Below are 22,014 nucleotides of genomic sequence, written 5' to 3' on the forward strand. Positions count from 1 at the left end.
ACCTAGCTCAAACTTCCTTGATGGATTGGAGCGGGAGTTCAAGGTTTTCAATCGGTTAGAGGTCGGCGTGTGCACGACGTGTGCACCGGGAGATCAAGAAAAATCCTGTTACGGCTAGAATGCGCAACCATTTGACGTTGACGCAAAACCGTCGACGGCAGGCTGAACGGCACAGATCGATTTGCCTTTGGCTGTAGGCCTTTTCGCAATCAACGAGGCGCCTTTGGCTTCGGTTGTCTCTATTCCAAAAAACAGAATAATGCTGTGTCGGGCGAACGGCCTTCGCTGCCGGCTTTCTTCCAATGAGTGTGGGATCCAAATCTCGTTGAGGGCACCGTAGTCCTTCTACCTGCAGCAAGAATGACGTAGGAAGTGGCAGGGAAGAGGATTTGAAATGGCAAAGCAGACCGTGAAGAAGCCGCCTGTACTCAAGGGCGTGTCGGCGGCCGAACGAGCACTAGCAGTATTGACGGCATTTCGTCGGGGCGATGGGGCTTTGAGCCTGGCCGAGTTGGCGGAGCGGACCGGGCTGGTCAAAAGCACCATCCTGCGGCTCGCTCTGTCGCTGCAACAATACCGGTTGCTGGCACGCCTTCCGGACGGCTCTTACCGTCTTGATGCGGAGACCTTGCGTCTCGGTACCGCCTATCAGCAGGCGTTCCGCCTGGCCGATCATGTCATGCCCGTGCTCGAGCAACTCGCTGCAAGCACCGGCGAGACGACGTCGTTCTACGTTCGCAATGGCGAAGAACGGTTATGTCTTTTCCGGGTAGAGAGTTCGAACCGAATCCGGATGACCGTGCAGCCGGGTGATAGCCGTCCCATGGACAAGTCCGCCATCGCCCAAACGCTCCGCCGGTACGAGTCCGGACCGCCTGGACCGGACGACGAACTGCCATTGTTCACGTCCGGCGTCACGGATCCTCATGCCGCCGCTCTCGCCATGCCTGTCTTCGGCATTGGCGACTCCCTGGTCGGCGCGCTCGCGATCTCCGGGCCCGTCAGTCGGCTCACCACGGCGCGGGCGGAGCAAATCAAGGATGCATTGGTTGAGGCCGCAAGCAAGCTGACCGCGGCATGCGGGGGAACCTCGTCCTCCGACACCCCAAAGCGCGCGCGCAAGCGGAGCAGTGCGGCGGTCTAAAACGAAACGTCGTTTCGTTTTAACTTGCGGCATCGACCTTCGGGGGCTTATAAGCCTCTCCATAACAACGAAGGCGAGGACGAACGACGTGGCAGCAGCATTGCTCACGCGGAGGACAGTCCTGGCTGGGCTGGCCGCATCCGCTTTGCCCGGGATTGCGCCGGCGCAAGCGCAGGAAGTGCGCTGGTCGAGCGGGTCAGAGAAGCCGCATTTCGTACCGCCCGCCGGTGCCACCGATTGCCACTTCCACACCTACGACAAGACCTATCCCATCGCGAAAAGCGCGACACTGCTGCCTGACGACACCTTGCCCGACGATTACCGTGCTTTGCAACGCCGGATCGGTACAACGCGGGGCGTGATCATCCAGCCTTCTACCTACGGCACCGACAATCGGCTGCAGATCGCGTCACGACAGGCGCTCGGCGCGGAGAATTTTCGGGTGGTCGCGGTGGTGGCCGAGGACATATCGGAAGCCGAGCTGCGGCGGCTCGACGAACAGGGCGTCCGCGGCGTCCGCTTCAATCTCGGTTTTCCCGGCGTGCTGACGGTGAACTCGCTTCCGACGCTTGCGCCGCGGCTTGCCGATCTCGGCTGGCACTGTCAGATCAACATGCGTCCCAAGCAGATCGAGGACAACGCGGATCTGCTGGCTTCATTGCCTGGGCGGCTGGTGTTTGATCATCTGGCCCAGGTGCCGCAGCCGGCTGGTGTCGAGAGCGCGCCCTACAAGATCATTCGCGGTTTGCTCGATCGCGGCAAGACCTGGGTGAAGCTGTCCGGTCCCTATGTATCGAGCAAGCAGGGCGCCCCGGACTACGCTGACGCAGCTGCCGTTGCAGCAGCCTACGTCAAGGCAGCGCCCGAGCGGCTGGTGTGGGGCAGCGACTGGCCGCATCCTTCCGAGCCGAAGGACCACAAGCCGGATGACGCGCGCCTGTTCGACCTGTTCGCCCAATGCGCGGGAGACGCCGCCGCATTCAAGCGTATCCTGGTCGATAACCCTGCCGAGTTCTATGGTTTTCCAAAGGTCGCACCATGACGTTCTTCAATCCGCCGCGCCGGATCGAGACCACCATCTTTACGCGGCTTCCGGATCAATTCCGAAAGCCGCGCCGCACCGCCTGGGCGGATGCCAACCAGGGTGGACGTGAGATCGACTGCTTCCTCGAAGGGCCGTCCTTCGATCGGCAAGGCCGGCTGTACATCACCGACATTCCCTATGGACGCATCTTCCGTGTCAGCGCCGAGGGCGCATGGGAGCTCGTGTCCGAGTACGATGGATGGCCGAACGGGCTGAAGATTCACCGCGACGGGCGAGTGTTCATCACCGATTACAAGCGCGGGATCATGCTGCTCGATCCGTCCAGCGGCACCGTGACGCCGTTCCTGGAGACGGCCGCCAGCGAGAGCTTCAAGGGCGTCAACGATCTGGTCTTCGCGCCGTCGGGTAATCTCTATTTCACCGATCAGGGCCAGACCGGGATGCACGATCCCACGGGCCGGGTCTGGAAACTCACGTCCGACGGCCGGCTAACCTGCCTGATCAACACGATCCCGAGTCCGAACGGAATTGTTGTCGATCAGGAGGAGAGTTTTCTGCTCGTCGCGGTGACGCGTGCCAACCAGATCTGGCGCGTGCCGCTGCCAGCGAGCGGTCTCACCACAAAGGTCGGCATCTTCTCGCATCTGCATGGCGGTCCAGGCGGTCCCGATGGCTTGGCGCTGGATAACGGCGGCAACCTCCTGGTCTGTCATACCGGCTTCGGCTCGATATGGCGGCTGTCGCCCGCGGCTGAGCCGCTCGACCGCATCGTCTCCTGTGCCGGTGTGGGGACGACCAATCTTGCCTTTGGCGGACCGGAACGAAAAAGCCTTTTCATCACCGAAAGCCGTACCGGGACGCTGCTGCGTGCCGAGCTCGAAACGCCGGGCCTGCCGATATTCTCGCACGCTGATTGATCACCTGCCGCGCAGACAGGCCAGCAACGCCTCTGCCGGATGGAGCAGAGGTTGGTCATCCATGATCTTGACCTGCGACCGGCAGGAATAGCCAGTGGCAAGCAGGCGACCGCTCCGCGCCCATTTGTTGACCTGCGGTCCCCAGCTCATTCCGTAGATCTGCTCGGATGTGGCGCGATGCTCGGCCTCGTGGCCATAGGTCCCGGCCATTCCGCAGCATCCCGAAGGCAGGATGCGCAGGTCGGCGCCCGCTGCCGCGAATGCCGCCTGCCAATTCCGGAGGCTCGGCAAAGCGAGCGATCGCTCAGAGCAGTGCGGCAGCAGCAAATATTCGGCGCCGGCGCCTGTCTTCGGGATGGCATCGCAGCGACGCGCCAGCCATTCCTGAAGCAGGAACACGGGCGGTGGCCGATCCGCATCAGCCAACATGCCGTATTCCGAGCGGTAGGTCAGTGTCATGGATGCATCCACCCCGACCAGTTCGACGCCGGAGGCGGCCAGGTCGCGTAGCATGCCGGAGTTGCGGGATGCCGCGCGGGCGAAGGCGCCGAGAAAGCCGTGAACGTGCAGCGGCTTTCCGTTTGGACGGAACGGCGCGATGAAAGGCCTGAAGCCGATCGCCTGGATGAGGTCCAGCACCGCGAGCACGATACGCGGCTCATACCAGCTCGTGAAGGCGTCCTGGACCAGCACCACGCTGCGCGCGCGCTGCTCGACCGTGAGTGCCGCCAGTAGTTCGGGCGTTGCGACCGCAATCCCGCGCGCCGCCAATTCTCGCCCTATCGATACTTGGGCGAATTTCGGGGTGTGCACCAGCCCGATCGCCCGCATCGCCGCGCGGCCCGGCGGGCTGTCGATCGCCAGATTGTATAGCCACCGCATCTTGCCGAGCGCGGGCAGCATCGACTCTAGCGAGCCGACCAAGTGGTCGCGCAACGGTCGCAGATAGCGGCCGTGGTAGACCTCGAGAAACTTCGCGCGGAAGGTCGGCACGTCAACCTTGATCGGGCACTGCCCGCTGCAGGATTTGCAGGCGAGGCATCCATCCATCGCCTCCTTCACCGCGTGCGAGAAATCCGGCTCGCGAGCCAAGCTGTTGCGCAACTTCGCGGGAAAGTGCCGCCAGGCGGAGCCGCGCCGCAGCACTGCGGCTTCGCTTTCCGGATCGACGCCGAGTGCAGCCAGTTGCCGCAACCATTCGCGGATGAGCGAGGCGCGGCCCTTCGGCGAATGCCGGCGATCGCGCGTTGCCTTGTAGGAGGGGCACATCGCTTCGTCCGAATCCCAGGAGAAGCATGCACCATTGCCGTTGCAGTGGAGCGCTTCGTCATACGCTGCACGGACGGACGTGGGGATCGTTCGGTCGAGCTGGCCGCGCGTGGTCAGCCCGTCGATCGTCAGCAACTGCCCGTCCTCGGGCGCAGCGATCTTCCCGGGGTTGAGCTGGTTTCGAGGGTCGAACGCAGCCTTGATCGACTGGAGGATCGGGTACAGCGGTCCGAAGAAGCGCGGCGAGAATTCCGAGCGCACGCCCTTGCCGTGCTCGCCCCACAGCAGCCCGCCATATTTCCTGGTGATCCGGACGACCTCTTCGGTGATCTCCCGGATAAGCCGCTCCTGGGCGGGGTCCTTCATGTCGATCGCCGGGCGGACGTGCAGCACGCCGGCATCGACATGGCCAAACATGCCGTAGACCAGCCCGCGCGCGTCGAGCAGCGCGCGGAACTCGGCGATGTAATTGGCCAGGTGCTCGGGAGGCACGGTGGTGTCCTCCACGAAGGGGATCGGCCGTTTGTCACCTTGCATGTTGCCGAGGAGGCCGACCGATTTCTTGCGCATATTCCAGATCGCGTTCACCTCGGTCTCACCGCGTGCCACGCTAAATCCGCGACGACCGCGCGATGCGTCGGCTGATACAAGCGCTTCCGTTATCCGATGAACCGGGCTCTCGACCTCCTGCTCGGTATCGCCGACGAACTCGACAAGGTTCACGCCCATGGCGCGCTGTCCGTCGTCTTCGGGGAAGTACTGCCGGACCGAGTCCCAGACCACATCGTCTTGCGCGAGGCCCAGCACCCTGGAATCGACGGTTTCGATCGACGCCGCGCCGAACTGGATCAACTCCTGCGCGTCACGCAAGGCCGCATCGAAACTGCCATAGCGTACGTTGACCAGCGCGCTGTGTTTGGGGATCGGCACCACGTTCAGCTTGGCTTCCGCAATCAGCGCGAGCGTGCCTTCACTGCCGCAGAGGATCGAGTTCAGGTTGAAGCGGCCGCGATCATCGCGAATGTGAGCGAGGTCGTAGCCGGACAGGCACCGGTTCAGCTTCGGGAAATGGGCTGCGATCAGGTCCGCCTGCTCGCACTGGATCGCATCGACCAACCTATGTACCGCGCCGACAAGGTCGGTTCGCTGCTGGATTTGCCGCAGCTCCTCGTCTTCGAGCGGGCGCGATGTCCAGACAGTACCGTCCAGCAACACGGTCGTCAGCTCCAGCACATGGTCGCGCGTCTTGCCGTAGAGGCAGGAACCCTGGCCGCTGGCGTCGGTGCTGATCATGCCGCCGATCGTGGCGCGATTGGAGGTGGAGAGTTCCGGCGGAAAGAACAGGCCGTGTTCGGCCAGCGCGGCATTGAGCTGATCCTTCACCACGCCGGCCTGCACGCGTACCCAGCGCTCGGCCGGATTTATCTCGAGGATCCCGTTCATGTGGCGCGAGACGTCTACCACGAGACCTTCCGTCAGCGACTGGCCGTTGGTGCCGGTGCCGCCGCCGCGAGGAGCGAACACGATGTCCTTGAAGCGCGGCTCGGCAACGATGCGGGTGATGCGCACCAGGTCGTCGACACGGCGCGGAAACACCACAAGCTGGGGAAGCAACTGATAGATCGAATTGTCGGTCGCCGAGACGATCCGGTCGCCAAAGGCCGGTGCCAAATCTCCTTCGAATCCGCGCAGCCGAAGTTCCGCAGCCAGTTCGCCATGCAGCGGAGCAGGGGCCCGCATGTCGGAAACGCGTGGCAGCATCCAGTTCCTCCCGGTTTCTAACTGACGGCCAGCACTCCACTTTTTCATGGAAGCGCCTCGGATCGGGCGACGCAAGCGCTCCAGCGCAGCCTTACAAAAATGAAACGACGTTTCAAAATAAATTGCAACGCCGTTCTATTTTTGTTAAGGAGCCGCACGGCCGGGGAAACACGGCCCTGGAGGAAACCAATGGCCAGTGTCACCGCCGCGTCAGCCGGCGCGAGCTTCACGCCCGAGCAGGAGAAGATCCTCTCGAAAGTGCTGTGGCGGATCGTTCCGTTTCTGTTGCTCTGCTACATCGTCGCCTATCTCGACCGGGTGAACGTCGGCATCGCCAGCCTGACGATGAACGGCGACCTCGGTCTCTCGCCGTCAGCGTTCGGCTGGAGTGCCGGGCTGTTCTTCTTCGGCTATTTCCTGGCGGAAGTGCCGAGCAACCTCGTCTTGCAGGCGATCGGTGCCCGCAAGTGGATCGCGCGCATCTTGATCACCTGGGGCCTGATCTCGGCGGCGACCGCATTCGTGGTCGGTCCTGTGAGCTTCGGCGTGATGCGTTTCCTGCTGGGGCTCGGCGAGGCCGGCTTCACGCCGGGCGTATTCCTCTATTTCACCTATTGGTTCCCAGCACGCGTCCGAGGCAGGGCGACGGCGGCATTTTTGCTCGGCATCCCGATCGCGAACATTGTTGGCGCGCCGATCTCAAGTTCACTGCTCGCCCTTGACGGCCTGGGCGGCCTGCATGGCTGGCAGTGGCTGCTGATCCTTGAGGGGCTGCCGGCAACGCTGCTTGGCTTCGTGTGCTTCTGCACGCTCACCGACAAGCCAGAGCAGGCCAAGTGGTTGAGCGAGGAGGAGCGGCGCTGGCTGGTCGAGGTGCTGGCTTCGGAGCGGGCGGCAGTCGCCGCCGAGCACTCATCCCGTCTCAGGGACGCCTTCATCAATTGGCGCGTCCTTGTCTGCGCCGCCGTCAACTTCTGCGCCATCATCGGTTCTGTCGGCCTCGGCCTGTGGATGCCGCAGATCATCAAGGGCCTCGGCTTCGGTGTCGTTGCCGTCGGCTTTGTCGCCGCCATCCCCTACGTCTGCGGCGCCATCGCGATGATGCTGTGGGCTCGCCTGTCGGACAAGGGGGGCGAACGAAGCCGGTTCGTGGCCAGCGCATTGCTCTTGGGCGCGGTGTCGTTGGTGGCCTGCAGCTACGCGACGTCCTCGGCGCTCACCTCGGTTGTCGCGCTCTGCGGCGCCGTGATCGGCATCATGTGTTACCAGTCCACTTTCTGGCCGATCCCGTCGAGCTTTCTCACCGGCAGCGCTGCCGCCGGCGGCCTGGCGATGATCGTCTCTATCGGCAATCTCGGTGGCTTCGTCGGCCCGTATCTCATCGGTGTGATCAAGCAGTCGACCGACAGCTTCTCATGGGCCCTGATCTCGGTGGCCGCATTTCTCACCTTGGCCGCCATCCTGATCCGGGTGGTTGGCGTCAGCCTGCAACGACAGGCCGGGCCAGCGGACGGCCGCACCGGTCCGGTCGCAACCCTCTCGAAAGGAATCTGAAGATGAGCGACAAACAGCAGTTCCGTCTCGGTCTGGTCGGTTATGGCGAGATCGGCAGCACGCTGGGCAAAGGTCTCCGCGGCGCCGGCCTGCAGCAGATCTTCTGCTACGACAAGTATGCCTTCGACGGTCCCTACGCCGATCTGATCCAAGACCGCGCCAAGGCGGCTGGCGTCACGCTGGTCAAGTCCAATCAGGAACTGGCGGATGCAGCCGAACTGATCTTCAGCGTCACGCCCGGCTCCGCGTCGCTCGAAAGCGCGGCTGCGTTTGCACCCGTGCTCGATGGTCGCCACACCTTCCTCGACTTCGCCTCGGCCACGCCGAAGGTGAAATACGGCGTGGCCGAGCGGCTCGCCAAGACCGGCGCCACGCTCGGGGACGGCTCCATCATGGGGACGCCGAAGAACGGCTACGCGATGCACATGATGTCGAGCGGTCCCGCGGGACAGCGTGTCGTCGACCTGCTTGTGCCCTGGGGCATGAGCATCGAATTCGCCGGCCAGAAGCTTGGCACGGCTTCGGGCATCAAGATTCTTCGTTCCGTCCTGATCAAGGGGATCGAGGCGCTGATCGATGAGACGTTGCTGGCAGCCCGGTCCTATGGGCTGGACGACACCGTGCTGGCTTCTGCTTCGAAGACGCTCACGCGTCCGTTCATGGACACCGTTGAGAGCCTGACTCCCTCTGGTGTCATCCACGCCAAGCGGCGGACCGAAGAGGTCGAGATGGCCGCCGAGGCGGTCGAGGATGCCGGGATCGAGCCGCTGATGGCGCGCGCGACGGTGGCGCGGCTGCGCTGGAAGGAGAGCCTCGGCCTGAAGGAGCATTTCAAGGGCGTCGTTCCCGACAACTACAAGGTCGCCATCGACGCGATCGTGGCCAAGATGCAGGCCGGAGCGAAGGCGGCCGAATAAGGCCAAGCCAACAGAACAACAACAGGAAACCAACAGGGAGAGAGACGTGACGGCCGCTCGAACGGAAATTGACCAGTTGGAGAAGGCGACGATGCGCAGGGTCATCCTGCGTCTCGTGCCATTCCTGATGATCTGCTACTTCTTCGCGCTGCTCGATCGCGTGAACGTCGGCTTCGCTGCATTGCAGATGAACAAGGATCTGGGACTTACGCCCGCGATGTTCGGCTTTGCCGCCAGCCTGTTCTTCGTCTCCTATTTCCTGGTGGAAGTGCCGAGCAATTTGGCGCTGCAGAAGGTCGGTGCCCGGCGCTGGATCGCGCGCATCATGATCACCTGGGGATTGGTGACCGCGTGCATGGCGTTTGTCGTTGGGCCGTACTCGCTCTATGCGATGCGATTCATCCTCGGCGCGGCGGAAGCTGGCTTCTTTCCCGGCGCAATCCTCTATCTGACCTATTGGCTGCCGACGCAGTATCGCGCGCGCATCCTGGCGACGTTCACGGTTTCGATCCCGCTTGCCACCTTTCTGGGCTCGCCGCTTTCGGTCGGTCTGCTTGAACTTGATGGTGTGCTTGGTCTGCGCGGCTGGCAATGGCTGTTCATCCTGGAAGGGCTGCCAACCGTGCTGCTGGGTCTCGCATGCCTGTTCGTTCTGACGGACAAGCCGGCACAGGCGTCTTGGTTGACCATGGAGCAGCGGGAATGGCTGGCCGGACGCATGGAGGCAGAGGCCGCCGCGCGCAAACCGGTCGGACATCTCTCGCTCTGGCAGCTTGCCACCAACAAGTATTTCCTCGTCATGGCCCTGGTCTGCTCCGGCGCCTCCGCCACCGGCAGCGTGCTGTCGGTCTGGCAACCGCAGTTGTTGAAGTCGTTCGGTCTCTCGAACCTGCAGACCGGCTTTGTCAACGCGATCCCCTACGGCATCGCGACCGTGCTGATGGTCTTGTGGGGGCGTCATTCGGACAAGACCGGTGAACGCCGCTGGCACACGGCCGTTCCGCTCGTGCTCGCCGCCGGCGGTTTCACTGCATTGGGTATGACAGGAACCGCGGTCGTGCCGACGATCGTCATGGTCACGTGCTGTCTCGTCGGCGCGTATGCCTTCAAGGGGCCATTCTGGGCGCTTTCGGCAAGCTGGCTTTCGGCGAGCACGCTCGCGGCCGGCCTCGCCGGGATCAACGCGATTGCCAATCTGATCGGCGGCGGCCTGATGGTGAATGTGGTTGGCGTGGTCAAGGAACAGACGGGCAGCTTCGTGCTCGGGATGTTGCCGCTTGCACTGCTCTGCGCCGTGGCCGCGGTCTGCGTCCTGGTGCTTGGACGTAGCGCCGCACGCGCGACGGACATGGTGGCGGTGAAGCCATGAGCGCGCGCAGCAAGCTGTCGAAACACACCATCACCCGACGCGGCGTCCTCGCCGGGATGCTGGCTTGGAGCAGCGGCGCGTTGGCCGTCGGCGTTGAGCAGGCGGTCCCCAACAGCATCGGATCGGCGCCGCCGCGTTTGGACGTGCCGGCCAACTCGTGCGACTGCCATCATCACATCTACGATGAACGGTTTCCTGTCTCACCGCATTGGCGCCAGGGCTTTCCGCCCGGCGCGACCGTCGCCGACTATCGGCTGCTGCAGCGGCGGCTCGGCACCACCAGGTGTGTAGTGGTGCAGCCATCGACCTATGGCATCGACAACCGCTGTCTTGTGGACGCGCTGGGGCAGCTAGGCTCTGCCGCGCGGGGTGTCGCCGTCGTCGACACCGACGTCAAGGATGCGGAACTGCGGATGCTGACGGACGCAGGCGTCCGTGCGATCCGAGTCAATTTCGTTTCTCCGCAGAGCTGGGGAAGGACGACACCGGAGATGCTGGCCACGCTCGCAAAGCGGGTGACCCCCTTTGGCTGGCACGTGCAAATCCTGATGACGGGCGATCAGATCGTCACCCATGAAAGCGTGATCCGTTCGCTTTCCACCAAAGTGGTGATCGACCATCTCGGACGCATCCCGCAGCCGGACGGCCTCAAGCATCCGGCGTTCGCCGCGGTCTGTCGCATGCTGGACGAGGGGCGCACGTGGGTGAAGGTGACCGAGCCCTATGAGGATAGCAAGCTCGGTCCGCCCTACGCAGATTCCAGCGAAGTGGCGCGGGCCTATGTTCAGGCCGCGCCGCAACGCATTTTGTGGGGCACCGACTGGCCGCATCCCACCCAGCGCGGCACCAAGCCGGACGATGCCTTGTTGCTCGATCTCCTTGCAGACTGGGCGCCGGACGAAAAAACGCGCCGGCGCATCCTGGTCGAAAATCCCGCCGAACTGTTCGGCTTCTAGGGCTTTCGGCAAGCAGCGAGAACGCAACAGCTTCATCACAACATCGAGAGGGATCAACGCATGTCCGCAGGATTTAGAATTCTGAAGCGGCAAAGAAAAGTAGCTACCGATATCGTCGAACGCTTTGCCCACCTGCCGGTCGCAAATGTCAGCGACAGCATGTTCCGGATGACGGCCGCAGGCGCGCGGGTTCGACCTATTCATCAGACCGGCGGGATGGCGGGCGTGGCGCTCACCGTCAAGACACGGCCAGGCGACAACCTGATGATCCATAAGGCGATGGCAATCGCCGAACCCGGCGATGTCATCGTTGTCGATGCAGGGGGCGATCTTACCAATGCGCTGATTGGCGAAATGATGCTCACGCGAATCATCAAGAGTAGACTTGCGGGCGTTGTTATCGATGGTGCGGTTCGGGACGCCGGCTTTATCCGCGGCCAGAATTTTCCCGTTTTTGCCGCCGGCGTGACCCATCGCGGACCTTACAAGAACGGGCCCGGCGAGATTAATGTTCCGATCGCGATTGATGGCATGGTGATCGAGCCAGGCGATCTTATTATCGGCGACGACGACGGCCTTCTCTGCGTAGGGTTCGACGATGTGGACGAGGTATTAAAGGCTGCCACGGCTAAGTACGAGGCGGAGCAGAAGCAGATCGGGAACATAAACGCTGGCACGCACGATTCCTCTTGGGTGGACAAGGCGCTGCGCGAGCTGAATTGCGAAGGCCTTGATTGAACGTCGGATTCGCGAGTAGCGCGACGTGCTTCCGAAAGCGGGGCGATTTTGAGCTGGTCCGCGTTGCCGCAATTTGGCTCGAGCTAGCTCAAACTTCCTCATGATGGATTGGAACGACAGTTGAATTCTTTCAACTAGTTGGAAGGCGGCGTGTGCACTAAGAGATCAAGAGAGATCATATGACAACCAATGTGAGTGAGCAGGTCTTCTAAAATGGATAGGCCGCACCGCTCGGCGGATCCGCACGGAAAAACTTCGGGGCGGCGCGAGCACCGACGAGCAGCATCTGTTGTCGGAGACGGGGAGCATCACCCGTTCGCTGCGCCATCACGCAGCTCCACTCATCCAACTAAGAGCGAAAAATTCTCGCCGCGTGGCTTGGTAGCGGACCCCGCTATGCTTTCCCGCTATTTCCTACGCCAGCCTGCGCTTGGTACGACTTTCTATGCTCGTCGGTTGCGCGTCGACGCTTTGGCTTGTGGCGAGCTATCTATGGGGCGGCTCGGCGAGTGTTTGGCCAAAATGGCGAGGGAATGATAAGCGATACGCCGATGCTTGTAGGTATTAGCCGGCATGTAAAATGTGGAAGCGTCTCCAAATCGCCGCCTGCTTTCCATCGTCGGCGTACAAAGCAACGAGCATTTGACTACACCGCCAGACGCCTCTGCTCCGGCGCACTGGCGTCCATGGCCATCGGCTTCGGGACTTCTTCCTCGTTGTGCTCGTGTAGCAGGTCGAGCAGGCGCTTGCGCATCAACATGCCGGGGCGATCGGACGGCATGTGCTTCTCGATCTTGCGGCCCATGTCGACGATCGCGTCCGGGTCGGTCGATTCCAGGATGTCGCGATCTTCTGCGATAATGGCGGCATCCCAATCGATCAGTTCCTGCGTCGAGCAGTCCGCTTCGGTGTCGTTGCGGAACAGGAGCTGCACCACCTGAATCTTGCCGTCGGCGATCGGCGTTGCGCAGTTGAAGATGATATGCCGGATGCCGGAGGGATACTCCATGTCGAGCCGGCGGCAGAACGGCATGAACCATTTGTTGCGCATGTGTCGCTTTGTATAGGGCTCGGTTGTGCCAGAGATCTTCGCCGCGATCGGAGGGTTCTTTACGGTGATGAGGGTTTCCGCCTCGAAGCCGTAATCGGTCTCGACAATCTCGTATTTCTCCGGTCGCGGTTGGTCGATGTCGCCGAACGTGTTTTTGTGCACGAAGGCGAAGTGGGCGTTGTCGAACGAGTTCTCCATCAGCCGCAGTGCCGCCGTGTTCCAGGTGTCGTAGAACTGGAAGATGCGGCGATAGGCGGGATCGCCGTCCTCTGGAATGTCGGGAATGTCGTGCAGCGGCTCGTCCAGCGCAACCCAGACATAGCCGTAGCGAGTTTTCGTGCGGAACGCGCGCGCCCGGGCGTCGGGGATCGGTTGCTCGAACGGAAACTGCGGGATCATCACCAGCATGCCGTCGCGGTCGTACTCCCAGCCGTGATAGCCGCAAACGATGTTGCCGTTGCGGCACCAGCCCTTGGAGAGTTTTGCGGTGCGATGGCAGCAGCGATCCTCCAGTGCCGCGGGTTCGCCCTTGGCATCTAGAAACAGCACGATCGGCTCACCGAGCAGCGTGAACGGCTGCGGCCCGCTCTCGAGTTGTTCGATCGGCATAATCGCGTACCAGAAGCGGCGAAGCACCGGTTGCTTGGTGGCCAGCATGAGGTGTCTCCCAAAAGCTCAGACCGCGATGCGTGTCACGACGCGCGCCGCGTCGGATCGAAGTCGTGCAAGGTCGAGGCCGGGGATGGCGCCGTCGTCAACGACGGTCCGCCCGCCAATCAGCAGATGGCGCACACGAGCGCCACCGCAAGTCACCGGCGCGACTAGGAGATCATGCATGCCGAAGTGGCGCGGCTGGTCGAGATCAAACACGGCGATGTCCGCCTGCTGGCCCGGCGCAAGCGTGCCGACATGCGGCAGGCCCAGCACCCGCGCGCCGCCGGCCGTGGCCCAGTGCACCACGTTTTCGGCGGTGATGGCATTCGCGCCCTTCACCGCGCGATGGGTGTGCCAGGCGCTGTGCATCTCGCAGACCATGTCGGCTGCCTCGTTCGAGGCCGCACCGTCGACGCCCAGCGACACGGCGCCGCCGAGCGCCGCGAGGGCGTCGGCCGGCGCGACACCGGAGCCGAGCCGGCAGTTCGACTGCGGGCAGTGCGCCATGCCGGTGCCGGTGTCGGCGAGAATCTTCACCTCGTCATGGTCGAGATGTACCATGTGCGCGTACCAGATATCGGGGCCGAGCCAGTCGTGGTCGGCGAGCCAGTGCACCGGGCGTTTGCCATGCACCGACATGCAAAAGTCGACATAGTCCGATGTCTCCGACAGGTGGCTGTGCAGCCGCAGCTTCATGCGCCGCGAGGCGGCAATCACTTCTCGAAGTTCACCCGGGTCGAGTGACCAGGTCGGCGTGGTCGGCGCCATCGCAACCTTGGTGAGACCGGCGGGAGAGGGATCATGAAAACGCTGGGCGCAGGCTTCGACCGAGGCCAGCATGCGTTCGAGCGGTTCAACCGGCGTCCGTGCTCCGTCGTCGCCGACGACGTGGCTCGTCTTGGTGCCGCCGCCGCGGCATAGCACCAGGCGCAGCCCGAGGTTGCGGGCGACTTCGAAGATCACCGCCGCCGGATCGAAACGGTAGGTATCGCTGAACAGGTAGTGGTGATCGGCCACGGTCGTGGTGCCGGACAGCAGCAGCTCGGTAAGGCCGATCCGGGCCGCGACCGCCAACGCCTCCTCGTCGATCTTTGACCAGTATGCATAGGGCACGGACCGCAGCCAGCCGGCGAGCGGCTGATTGATGCCGGCCTGCACCCCCTTCAGCACGCTCTGGAATAGATGGTGGTGGGTTGAGATCAATCCGGGATAGATCACGCAACCAGAGACATCCAGCCTCCGTTCGCCGGTCTCCGGCGTAAGCGCGCCGATCGCCATGATGACACCGTCGCGGATCCGGATCGATCCCTGCGCGCGCATCGCCTCGCCGGGAAGGCCGGTGAAAATCCCCTCGGCATTCTCGATCAGCAATGCGCTCATGCTTCGGCTCCGAGCTCGCTCTCGTGCCAGTTCGACAGTGCAAGCTTGGACAGTCCCACCATCGCGCCGAACAGCAACACGCCGGTAACGGTGATCAGGAACAGTGCGGCAAACATCCTGGGAATGTCCAGCTGGAATCCGGCATCGAGAATCTCGTAGGCAAGTCCTGATGAGCGGCCGCCGGTGCCGGCGACGAACTCGGCGACCACGGCGCCGATCAGCGCGAGCCCGGAGGAAATGCGCAGCCCGCCGAAGAAGTACGGTAGAGCGCCGGGAATCCGCAGCCGCACCAGGGTTTTCAATCGGCTGGCACGGTTCATGCGGAAATAGCTGGCGAGCCCGGGATCGACGCTGCGCAGGCCCAGCGTGGTGTTGGAGATGATGGGGAACAGCGCCACCAGCGTCGCGCATACGGTAAGTGAGAGTTGCGTGTTCTTCACCAGGATGATGATCAGCGGCGCGATCGCTACGATCGGCGTCACCTGCAGCAGCACTGCATAGGGAAACAGGCTGACCTCGATGGCGCGGCTTTGCACGAACATGAAGGCGATCAGCGTCCCCAGCACAACGGCAGCGGCGAATGCCTGTAGGGTGATGCGTAAGGTGATCAGCAGTGCGCGCAGAAGCGATGGACCATTCTTGATCAGACTGGCGAAGATGTCGCTCGGTTTCGGAAACAGATAGACCGGGATCGAGCCGAGGCGACAGCCGATTTCCCAGACCGCGAGCAGCACCACGCCGACCGCGAGCGGCGCCGCGATCCGTACGAAAGTCTCCGATTGCAACAGCGGCTTCATGGCGTGGCTCCCGATGCCGACGGCAACGACGCTTCGGCGAGCCAGGTCGACAGTTCGCGGCAATAGGCGGCAAACCGGGCGCTGTCGCGGAAATCCTGGCCGCGTGGTTGCGGTTCATCGATGGTCATGGTGCGGAAGATGCGGCCTGGGTTCGCGGCGAGCACCACGATCCGGGTCGACAGGAACACGGCTTCATAGATCGAGTGGGTGACAAACACCGTGGTGAGCTTGCGTTCCCACCACAACTTGATCAGATCGTCATCAAGCTTGTTGCGGGTGAATTCATCGAGCGCGCCGAATGGCTCGTCCATCAACAGCAGGTTCGGGTCGGTGGCGAGCGCGCGGGCGATCGACACCCGCATCTTCATGCCGCCGGAGAGCTGGCGCGGGTAATGCCGCGCAAAAGCCGAGAGGCCGACCCGGGCGATGGCGTCGCTAACCCGCGGATCGGCCTTGCCGCGTGGCACGTCGGCGAGGTCGAGCGGCAACCGCACATTGGTGTCGACCCGCGCCCAGGGCATCAGGGTCGGCTCCTGGAATACGAAGGCGAGGCCGCGGCCGTCCTGGCCGACCTGTCCGGAATCGCCGCGCCACCACAAAATGCGACCGTCCGACGGCTGGATCAGATTGGCGATCAGCTTGAGCAGCGTGCTTTTGCCGCAACCGGACGGGCCGATCAGCGTTAGGAATTCACCCTCGGCGATCGTGAGGTCGATCGGTGCCAGGGCACGGGTGCCGTTGGCGAAGATCTTTTCCGCGGACAGCACTTCGACCGCCGGCGGACGATCGGCTGCGCGGCGCGCGATGTGCGCGTCCAGGGGGTCGCTGGGCAAGGGAGCATTCATGACAGACTTCTTTGCGGGGTAATCATCACCGGACCGCTGCAAGCTTCGCGCCTGCGCGCCGTGAGCTAGAATCCGATCTTCAGATCCTTGACAAAGCGATCGGTGAACGCCTTTTGCCATTCGGTCTTTGGATCGAGCAGGTTGGCGGCGACCAGGAAGTCATAGGTCTGCTTCCATCGCGCAGCCGTCATGATGCCGATTCCGCTTGTGGCGGCGTCGCCGCCGTCGAGCGCTTTGGTCTGCTTCAGCTTGTCGATCGCGTATGCGATCTGGGCGTCGGTCATTTTCGGGTTGTCGACCTTGATCAGGGCGTTGGCCGGTTCCGGGTTTTTGAGATAGTCACGCCAGCCCTCGAGCGATGCCTTGACGAAACGCGCCACCAGGTCGGGGTTCCCGGCGAGCATCTTCTCGGTGGTCACGATCGCCGAACCGTAGGGCGGATAGCCACCGTCGGCGAACAGGAAGAATTTTGCCTTGGCGCCCTGCTGCTGCGCCTGGAACGGTTCGGACGAGAGATAGGCCTGCTGCGACACCGTGGGGTCGGCAAAGAACGGTTGCAGATTGAAAGTGTAGGCGTGGATCTGGTCGTCGGTGTAGCCGTATTTGGCGCGCAGCCACGGCCAGAACGTGGTCCGCGACGAACCGGAGATCAGGATCGGCTTGCCTTTCAAGGCGGCGAGATCTGCCACGTCGTCATGGGCCATGATGCCTTGCAGATCGAACTGGAACGAGGACGCAACCGTCACCAGCGGCAGTCCCTTTTCGCGGCCCTTCAGCACCTGGATGTCGTAGCCCATCAGGAAGTCGGTCTCGCCGGCCAGCAGGAGCTGCGATCCGTTCACCTGCGGTCCACCCATCTTGATGGTGACGTCGAGCCCGGCCTTCTCGTAAAGCCCGGTCGCCTTGGCCTGGTAGAAGCCGCCATGCTCGGCCTGGGCGAACCAGCTGGTCAGAAATGTCACCTTGTCGGCGGCGGTCGACGGGGCGACGAAGCCAAGGCAGGCCGCGGTGGCGAGCAGGGCGCGGGACACGATGGTCATGACGGCGTTCATGGCAACCTCGGTGTGATCTCGATCGGATGGAATTCCTATGGAAGGCGGAATCCCGGCGGCAGCGTTCCCGGCACCGCAAAAGATGCACGCACCGTCTGTCATCCGGAAGCATTTTGATTCGAGGCATATGTTGCCTTTTAGGCAACGCATAAAAAGCGGTGTCACGCCTCGGCACGCACCATTGTCAACGGCTCCGCGATGTCATAGTCGGACATCATGGTCGTACGCGCCGCAACCGCGCGGTGCGGCGTGAAGGGAATCGAACATGGACAAGCCGCGCCGCCGCGTCTGGTGGGACGAATACGCTTCGCGTGAATTCGAAAGCCTCGATCCGGACAGCACCATCGCCATCCTGCCGATCGCCGCCATCGAGCAGCACGGGCCGCATCTGCCGGTTGGCGTCGATGCGGCGATCAATCGTGGCATGCTCGAGACGTTGATCGATCGTCTGCCCGATGATCTCGACATTCGGATCCTGCCGATCCAGCAGGTCGGAAAATCCAACGAGCATCTGCGGATGCCCGGCACCCTGACCTTGCCGGCGGCGACGCTGATCGAGGCTTGGACAGAGCTCGGATTGTCGGTCGCGCGCGCCGGCGTGCGGAAGCTCGTGATCGTCAACTCGCACGGCGGCAATGACGAGGTGATGGGCATCGTCGCGCGCGAACTGCGGGTGCGCGCCGACATGCTGGTGGTCAAGTCTGCCTGGTCGCGGCTCGGCAAGCCGGCCGGCCTTTACAGCGAGCGCGAGCTGAAATTCGGCATTCACGGCGGTGACGTCGAGACCTCGCTGATGCTGCATTTCCGCCCGGAACTGGTCGACATGGCGCGCGCGCAGGACTTCCGGTCTGTTGCCGAGGACGACGAAGCGGCCTTCGACCATCTCAGGCCGACCGGATTCATTGCCTATGCCTGGATCGCCGGCGACCTCAATCCCGACGGCGCGGTCGGCGAAGCGCACAAGGCCACCGCCGACAAGGGCCGTCTCACCGCCGAGCACGCCTCGGGAGAATTCATCAAGCTGCTGTACGACGTGAAGGCGGCGAAGCTGCCGCGCTGATCAACTGCGCTCGAATAGCTGCCGGATCAGGGTCGTGATCCGGCCGGTCGGCGAGCCCAGCGCGAGCATGACCGAGAAGTGGTCGGCGCCGGGAATTTCCTCATAGCTCACCGGCAATCCGTTGACGGCGCGGTGCGCGGCCATGTCGGCCGTCTGCTGGCGCAGCATCGGCAGTTCGGCCGCGCCGACCACCAGAGCCAGCGGTGTCGCGGGGCCGCTTGAGAGCAGCAGCGGCGAATTGCGCCGCGACGTCGCTTCGTCAAGCTTGAGCTTGACGTTGAGAAAGCTGTGGCGGACAGGTTCGAGATCGAAGATGCCGCTGATCGCAATGCCCGCCTTTACGCGCGGATGCGACAGCGCGATCGTCGCCAGATGTCCACCTGCCGACCAGCCTGAGACGACAATGCGGCTGGGGTCGCCACCGAGGGCGGGAAGCTGGTCGACCAGGGCGTCGAGAGCCCGATGGATTTCGGCAACGATCTCGTCCATGGTCGCCTCCGGCGCCAGAGTGTAGCCGATCAGCGCGACATTGATGCCGTGAGCCATCGGTCCCTCAGCGAACCAGGTGACGGTCTCCTTCGAGCGCATCTGCCAGTAGCCGCCGTGGATCAGCACCAGCGTCGGGCCGCCGTCGGTGGCCTTGAGGAAATCGGTCCGATTACGGTCGCGTGGACCGTATCTCAGGTCGAGATGCGCGGAATGCTTGTTCCGCATGGCGGCGGAGCGCTGCTCCCAACTCGCGACAAGCTCGGCGCTGCCCGGGACGGCAGCGCTGTTGTTGAGCCCGAGGTCGCGCTGCTCCTGACTCATCGATCGCCAGTTCGTCTCGCCAAATATCGTTCCCATCGTGACGTCCCAGTTACCGCTCCGCCACGAAGCTGCGCATCTTGCCGGGATTGAGCAGGCCGTAGGGATCGACCTCATGTTTGAAGCCGAGCTGATCGACATCGACGCGCTTGTAGCGGCTGCCGTCCTCGACGGTGTACACGTGCGGATTGGCGATATGGACCTCGTGCGCCTCGTGCAGGCGGATGATCTCGTTCAGCCGCTCCGCGTCGCTGTACCGTACCACCGGCAGTCCGCTACAGGTCAGCTGGCCGTTGAAACGGATGAATTCGAGATGCTGCAACACCTCGTCGGGAAACATTGTGCGCATCTCCTCAACCTTTTGCAGCAGCCGGTCATGGGGGTACAGGCATTGCAGATAGGTCACCGTGCGATCGCTCTTGAGCACCTGCAGGGTGGTATGATTCCAGGTGTATTCGTATAGCGGCACCTTGCCGGGGCCTTCGTCGGTCGGCATCTCCAGGGTGATGGTGCCGCGATCGCCGAGCAGTTCTCGGAAGTCTCCCAGCGAGCGCTCGGCGATCATTGCGATCAGAATACTCTTGCCCTCGGGACAGCAGGATTTCAGCGCACCAAAATAGGACGGCAGCGGCCATGTGATGGGCGCCAGCAGCTTCTTGACGATGCCGTCGGAAAGCGCCGCAGTATGGCCGAATTCGACCGCGGTCAGGAAATCGTCGAAAGCGACCACCACATCGATCCATGGCTGTGCCAGCGCCAGCGGCATTTCGAGCGCGGTGATGATGCCCGTGGTGCCGTAGGCACGGTTGATCTTCTGCGCCGCGTCGTTGCGCAGTTCGATGATGCGGGGCTCCGGCTCCATGGTGACGATGCGCGCGGCGAGGATATTGCCGGGTTCGCGCAAGCCGCCATAGGTTATCGAGCCGATGCCGCCGGATCCGCCGGCGACGAAACCGCCAATGGTCGCGGTGCGCTTGGTGGAGGGATGCATCCGCAGCTCATAGCCGGATGGCCGTGTCGCGGCGTCGATCGCATTCATTTTGGCGCCGGCGCCGACGCGGATCTGTCCGGGTCTGATCCATTCGATCGTGTCGAGCGCGGTGACGTCGAGCAGCACGCCGCCGGCGAGCGGTACGGCTTGGCCATAATTGCCGGTGCCGCCGGCCCGCACCGTCAGTGGCACGCGATGGCGTACGCAGGCCGCGGCGACGCGAACGATATCGGCCTCGTTGCGCGGCGCGACGATCAGATCGGCCGACTTGTCGTTGAGCTGATCGTTGAGGATCGGGCTGTACCAGAAGAAATCGCGCGAGCGCCGGCGCACGATTGTGGGATCAGTGACGACCGGGATATCGCCGAGATCGGCGAGCAGCGGTGCCAGTCTGTCCGTGGATGGGTGACGGTTGGATGCGTCAAAGGGCGTAAGATCGTTCATGGCGCGTTTACCTCGGCAATCGCGGCCCGCTTGCCGGCGAGGGCAGCGGTGAGGACGGAAGACTCCAGCACGAAGCCGAAGCATTGGTTTACGTTGTAGACGGTCGCAGCCATGCAGTAGTCCGGTGAGGTGGTGGCTGCGCAGTCGCGCAGCAGCATGCAGTCGTATCCGTGGAAGTTGGCGTCCTGCAGCGTGCAGAGCACGCATTGGTCGGCATTGACTCCGGCGAACAAGAGCGTCGTGACATTGAGGTTGCGCAGGATGCTATCGAGCTCGGTGTCCTGGAATCCTGACATGCGATATTTGGCGACATGAATGTCGGTGGGCTCGACGGTCAGCTCCTTGACAATCGAAGCCGACCAGCTGCCGCGTTCCAGCACCCGCGCGCCGGAGCCCGGCAACCGGTCACCGAGGCCGACACCTGTGCCGGACGGCTTGTAGACATGCAGCAGAGCCGGGCTCAGGTTGAGCCGATCGGGCCGGTTGCCCCAGTTGAGCCAGATCACCGGCACGTCGAGACTGCGCAGCACCGGCAACAGCCGTTGCAGCGGTGCGATCGGTGCGCGTGCCGGCGTCACGTCGACACCGATGTGGGCAAGCCAGCCATCAGGATGGCAGAAGTCGTTCTGCATGTCGACGACAATGATGGCGGTGCGCGCGAGATCGAAGGTCACGAGCTTGGCGCCGGCATCGATTGTCACCGGCTGCGGCACGACCGGCGGCCGGATAAGGTTTGCCTGGGTCGCCGAGACCGACCAGCGGTTGCGCGTGCTGGCGCCGAGCGGCCGGAGATCATCGACCGGTTGGAGGCGGGTGTTGCTCATCGTTGATCCGCCACGTCGCGTCCCCGCAGCACAGCGATGTCGTCGGCCTCGACCTCGACCGGTTCGCCGCCGCGTATCAATTCGGCAAAGCCTTCGTTCGGTGTCATCACCGTCAGGCAATACAGCTTGCCGGCGCCGGTGTTCTCGATCACGTGCTCGGAGCCGGGATGCAGCAGCAGCGAGTCGCCCTTTCGGATCGGCAGCGTTTTGCCGTCGCAGCGCGCGACGCCCTCGCCGTGCAGCACATGGAAGAATTCGTGCGCCGCCGCATGTTCGTTGGGCGGCGTCGCGCCGCCCGGCCGGAAGATCTCGATGACGAAGATGTTGTCGATCCGGTCGCTCTCATGATCGAACAGCATCACGAAATAGTTGGTGTCCGTCGGAGAGATGCGGAAGGCCTTGGACCGAGCGAGGTTTTCGACGCTGAACGCCATGAAGG

At 63.2% G+C, this 22,014-nt stretch carries 19 protein-coding genes; 9 read left to right on the top strand and 10 right to left on the bottom strand.

The window, feature by feature from the left end; translation table 11 throughout:
• Window positions 1–394 precede the first annotated feature (394 nt).
• Genes E4K65_RS03640 through E4K65_RS03650 form a run of 3 tightly spaced genes read left to right on the top strand, consistent with a single transcriptional unit; the run spans window position 395 to window position 3,106 of the window.
• Complete coding sequence (locus tag E4K65_RS03640) at window positions 395–1,144, top strand: IclR family transcriptional regulator (protein ID WP_135172933.1); 750 nt, start codon at window positions 395–397, stop codon at window positions 1,142–1,144.
• Window positions 1,131–2,186, top strand: coding sequence for an amidohydrolase family protein (locus E4K65_RS03645; protein WP_347340938.1), 1,056 nt, complete (start codon window positions 1,131–1,133; stop codon window positions 2,184–2,186). Before E4K65_RS03640 ends, E4K65_RS03645 begins: the two co-directional genes overlap by 14 nt.
• Window positions 2,183–3,106 carry an SMP-30/gluconolactonase/LRE family protein gene (locus E4K65_RS03650; RefSeq protein WP_135172934.1) on the top strand — a complete coding sequence of 308 codons (924 nt, stop codon included), beginning with the start codon at window positions 2,183–2,185 and terminating at the stop codon, window positions 3,104–3,106. The genes E4K65_RS03645 and E4K65_RS03650 overlap by 4 nt, the downstream gene beginning before the upstream one ends.
• Here the strand turns inward: E4K65_RS03650 and ydiJ are convergent, their stop codons facing one another.
• Window positions 3,107–6,136, bottom strand: a complete 3,030-nt coding sequence (gene ydiJ / locus E4K65_RS03655; protein WP_135172935.1) for a D-2-hydroxyglutarate dehydrogenase YdiJ — start codon at window positions 6,134–6,136, stop codon at window positions 3,107–3,109.
• 189 nt (window positions 6,137–6,325) lie between these two features.
• On the opposite strand from ydiJ, the gene E4K65_RS03660 reads away from it, so the two are divergent.
• Genes E4K65_RS03660 through E4K65_RS03680 form a run of 5 tightly spaced genes read left to right on the top strand, consistent with a single transcriptional unit; the run spans window position 6,326 to window position 11,670 of the window.
• The gene (locus E4K65_RS03660) at window positions 6,326–7,690 is read left to right on the top strand and encodes an MFS transporter (RefSeq protein WP_167770493.1); all 1,365 of its coding nucleotides are present in this window, start codon (window positions 6,326–6,328) and stop codon (window positions 7,688–7,690) included.
• Window positions 7,691–7,692: 2 nt separating this feature from the next.
• Window positions 7,693–8,607: an NAD(P)-dependent oxidoreductase gene (locus E4K65_RS03665; RefSeq protein ID WP_135172937.1), complete on the top strand. Its 915-nt coding sequence runs from the start codon at window positions 7,693–7,695 to the stop codon at window positions 8,605–8,607.
• Window positions 8,608–8,653: 46 nt separating this feature from the next.
• Window positions 8,654–9,976, top strand: coding sequence for an MFS transporter (locus E4K65_RS03670; RefSeq protein ID WP_135172938.1), 1,323 nt, complete (start codon window positions 8,654–8,656; stop codon window positions 9,974–9,976).
• Window positions 9,973–10,932: an amidohydrolase family protein gene (locus E4K65_RS03675; protein ID WP_167770494.1), complete on the top strand. Its 960-nt coding sequence runs from the start codon at window positions 9,973–9,975 to the stop codon at window positions 10,930–10,932. The genes E4K65_RS03670 and E4K65_RS03675 overlap by 4 nt, the downstream gene beginning before the upstream one ends.
• A gap of 60 nt (window positions 10,933–10,992) precedes the next feature.
• Window positions 10,993–11,670: an RraA family protein gene (locus E4K65_RS03680; protein WP_135172939.1), complete on the top strand. Its 678-nt coding sequence runs from the start codon at window positions 10,993–10,995 to the stop codon at window positions 11,668–11,670.
• A gap of 646 nt (window positions 11,671–12,316) precedes the next feature.
• Here the strand turns inward: E4K65_RS03680 and E4K65_RS03685 are convergent.
• From E4K65_RS03685 to E4K65_RS03705, 5 genes are all read right to left on the bottom strand, one after another.
• Complete coding sequence (locus E4K65_RS03685; RefSeq protein WP_135172940.1) at window positions 12,317–13,378, bottom strand: aromatic ring-hydroxylating dioxygenase subunit alpha; 1,062 nt, start codon at window positions 13,376–13,378, stop codon at window positions 12,317–12,319.
• A gap of 18 nt (window positions 13,379–13,396) precedes the next feature.
• Window positions 13,397–14,755, bottom strand: coding sequence for an amidohydrolase family protein (locus E4K65_RS03690; RefSeq protein ID WP_135172941.1), 1,359 nt, complete (start codon window positions 14,753–14,755; stop codon window positions 13,397–13,399).
• Complete coding sequence (locus E4K65_RS03695; protein ID WP_135172942.1) at window positions 14,752–15,552, bottom strand: ABC transporter permease; 801 nt, start codon at window positions 15,550–15,552, stop codon at window positions 14,752–14,754. Before E4K65_RS03695 ends, E4K65_RS03690 begins: the two co-directional genes overlap by 4 nt.
• Window positions 15,549–16,397, bottom strand: a complete 849-nt coding sequence (locus E4K65_RS03700) for an ABC transporter ATP-binding protein (RefSeq protein WP_135172943.1) — start codon at window positions 16,395–16,397, stop codon at window positions 15,549–15,551. The genes E4K65_RS03695 and E4K65_RS03700 overlap by 4 nt, the downstream gene beginning before the upstream one ends.
• Window positions 16,398–16,462: 65 nt before the next feature.
• A complete protein-coding gene (locus E4K65_RS03705; protein ID WP_135172944.1) occupies window positions 16,463–17,449 on the bottom strand; it encodes an ABC transporter substrate-binding protein in 987 nt (328 codons plus the stop codon).
• 265 nt (window positions 17,450–17,714) lie between these two features.
• On the opposite strand from E4K65_RS03705, the gene E4K65_RS03710 reads away from it, so the two are divergent.
• Window positions 17,715–18,509, top strand: a complete 795-nt coding sequence (locus tag E4K65_RS03710) for a creatininase family protein (RefSeq protein ID WP_135172945.1) — start codon at window positions 17,715–17,717, stop codon at window positions 18,507–18,509.
• Here the strand turns inward: E4K65_RS03710 and E4K65_RS03715 are convergent, their stop codons facing one another.
• Genes E4K65_RS03715 through E4K65_RS03730 form a run of 4 tightly spaced genes read right to left on the bottom strand, consistent with a single transcriptional unit; the run spans window position 18,510 to window position 22,009 of the window.
• Window positions 18,510–19,355, bottom strand: coding sequence for an alpha/beta hydrolase (locus tag E4K65_RS03715; RefSeq protein WP_135172946.1), 846 nt, complete (start codon window positions 19,353–19,355; stop codon window positions 18,510–18,512).
• 13 nt (window positions 19,356–19,368) lie between these two features.
• The gene (locus E4K65_RS03720; RefSeq protein WP_135172947.1) at window positions 19,369–20,751 is read right to left on the bottom strand and encodes an FAD-binding oxidoreductase; all 1,383 of its coding nucleotides are present in this window, start codon (window positions 20,749–20,751) and stop codon (window positions 19,369–19,371) included.
• Window positions 20,748–21,575 (bottom strand): cysteine hydrolase family protein, encoded by an 828-nt coding sequence (locus E4K65_RS03725; RefSeq protein WP_135172948.1) that lies wholly within the window; start codon window positions 21,573–21,575, stop codon window positions 20,748–20,750. Before E4K65_RS03725 ends, E4K65_RS03720 begins: the two co-directional genes overlap by 4 nt.
• Complete coding sequence (locus E4K65_RS03730; RefSeq protein WP_135172949.1) at window positions 21,572–22,009, bottom strand: cupin domain-containing protein; 438 nt, start codon at window positions 22,007–22,009, stop codon at window positions 21,572–21,574. Before E4K65_RS03730 ends, E4K65_RS03725 begins: the two co-directional genes overlap by 4 nt.
• Window positions 22,010–22,014: the final 5 nt, after the last annotated feature.

The sequence above is a fragment of the Bradyrhizobium niftali genome (genome assembly GCF_004571025.1).
In the GTDB taxonomy this organism is placed as follows: domain Bacteria; phylum Pseudomonadota; class Alphaproteobacteria; order Rhizobiales; family Xanthobacteraceae; genus Bradyrhizobium; species Bradyrhizobium niftali.

What these genes read in the sequence shown, in the direction of transcription:
- E4K65_RS03640 (WP_135172933.1), top strand. Translation starts at nt 395, where the DNA reads ATGGCAAAGCAGACCGTGAAGAAGCCGCCTGTACTCAAGGGCGTGTCG.
- E4K65_RS03650 (WP_135172934.1), top strand. Translation starts at nt 2,183, where the DNA reads ATGACGTTCTTCAATCCGCCGCGCCGGATCGAGACCACCATCTTTACG.
- ydiJ (WP_135172935.1), bottom strand. Translation starts at nt 6,136, where the DNA reads ATGCTGCCACGCGTTTCCGACATGCGGGCCCCTGCTCCGCTGCATGGC.
- E4K65_RS03660 (WP_167770493.1), top strand. Translation starts at nt 6,326, where the DNA reads ATGGCCAGTGTCACCGCCGCGTCAGCCGGCGCGAGCTTCACGCCCGAG.
- E4K65_RS03665 (WP_135172937.1), top strand. Translation starts at nt 7,693, where the DNA reads ATGAGCGACAAACAGCAGTTCCGTCTCGGTCTGGTCGGTTATGGCGAG.
- E4K65_RS03675 (WP_167770494.1), top strand. Translation starts at nt 9,973, where the DNA reads ATGAGCGCGCGCAGCAAGCTGTCGAAACACACCATCACCCGACGCGGC.
- E4K65_RS03680 (WP_135172939.1), top strand. Translation starts at nt 10,993, where the DNA reads ATGTCCGCAGGATTTAGAATTCTGAAGCGGCAAAGAAAAGTAGCTACC.
- E4K65_RS03685 (WP_135172940.1), bottom strand. Translation starts at nt 13,378, where the DNA reads ATGCTGGCCACCAAGCAACCGGTGCTTCGCCGCTTCTGGTACGCGATT.
- E4K65_RS03690 (WP_135172941.1), bottom strand. Translation starts at nt 14,755, where the DNA reads ATGAGCGCATTGCTGATCGAGAATGCCGAGGGGATTTTCACCGGCCTT.
- E4K65_RS03695 (WP_135172942.1), bottom strand. Translation starts at nt 15,552, where the DNA reads ATGAAGCCGCTGTTGCAATCGGAGACTTTCGTACGGATCGCGGCGCCG.
- E4K65_RS03700 (WP_135172943.1), bottom strand. Translation starts at nt 16,397, where the DNA reads ATGAATGCTCCCTTGCCCAGCGACCCCCTGGACGCGCACATCGCGCGC.
- E4K65_RS03705 (WP_135172944.1), bottom strand. Translation starts at nt 17,449, where the DNA reads ATGAACGCCGTCATGACCATCGTGTCCCGCGCCCTGCTCGCCACCGCG.
- E4K65_RS03710 (WP_135172945.1), top strand. Translation starts at nt 17,715, where the DNA reads ATGGACAAGCCGCGCCGCCGCGTCTGGTGGGACGAATACGCTTCGCGT.
- E4K65_RS03715 (WP_135172946.1), bottom strand. Translation starts at nt 19,355, where the DNA reads ATGGGAACGATATTTGGCGAGACGAACTGGCGATCGATGAGTCAGGAG.
- E4K65_RS03720 (WP_135172947.1), bottom strand. Translation starts at nt 20,751, where the DNA reads ATGAACGATCTTACGCCCTTTGACGCATCCAACCGTCACCCATCCACG.
- E4K65_RS03725 (WP_135172948.1), bottom strand. Translation starts at nt 21,575, where the DNA reads ATGAGCAACACCCGCCTCCAACCGGTCGATGATCTCCGGCCGCTCGGC.
- E4K65_RS03730 (WP_135172949.1), bottom strand. Translation starts at nt 22,009, where the DNA reads ATGGCGTTCAGCGTCGAAAACCTCGCTCGGTCCAAGGCCTTCCGCATC.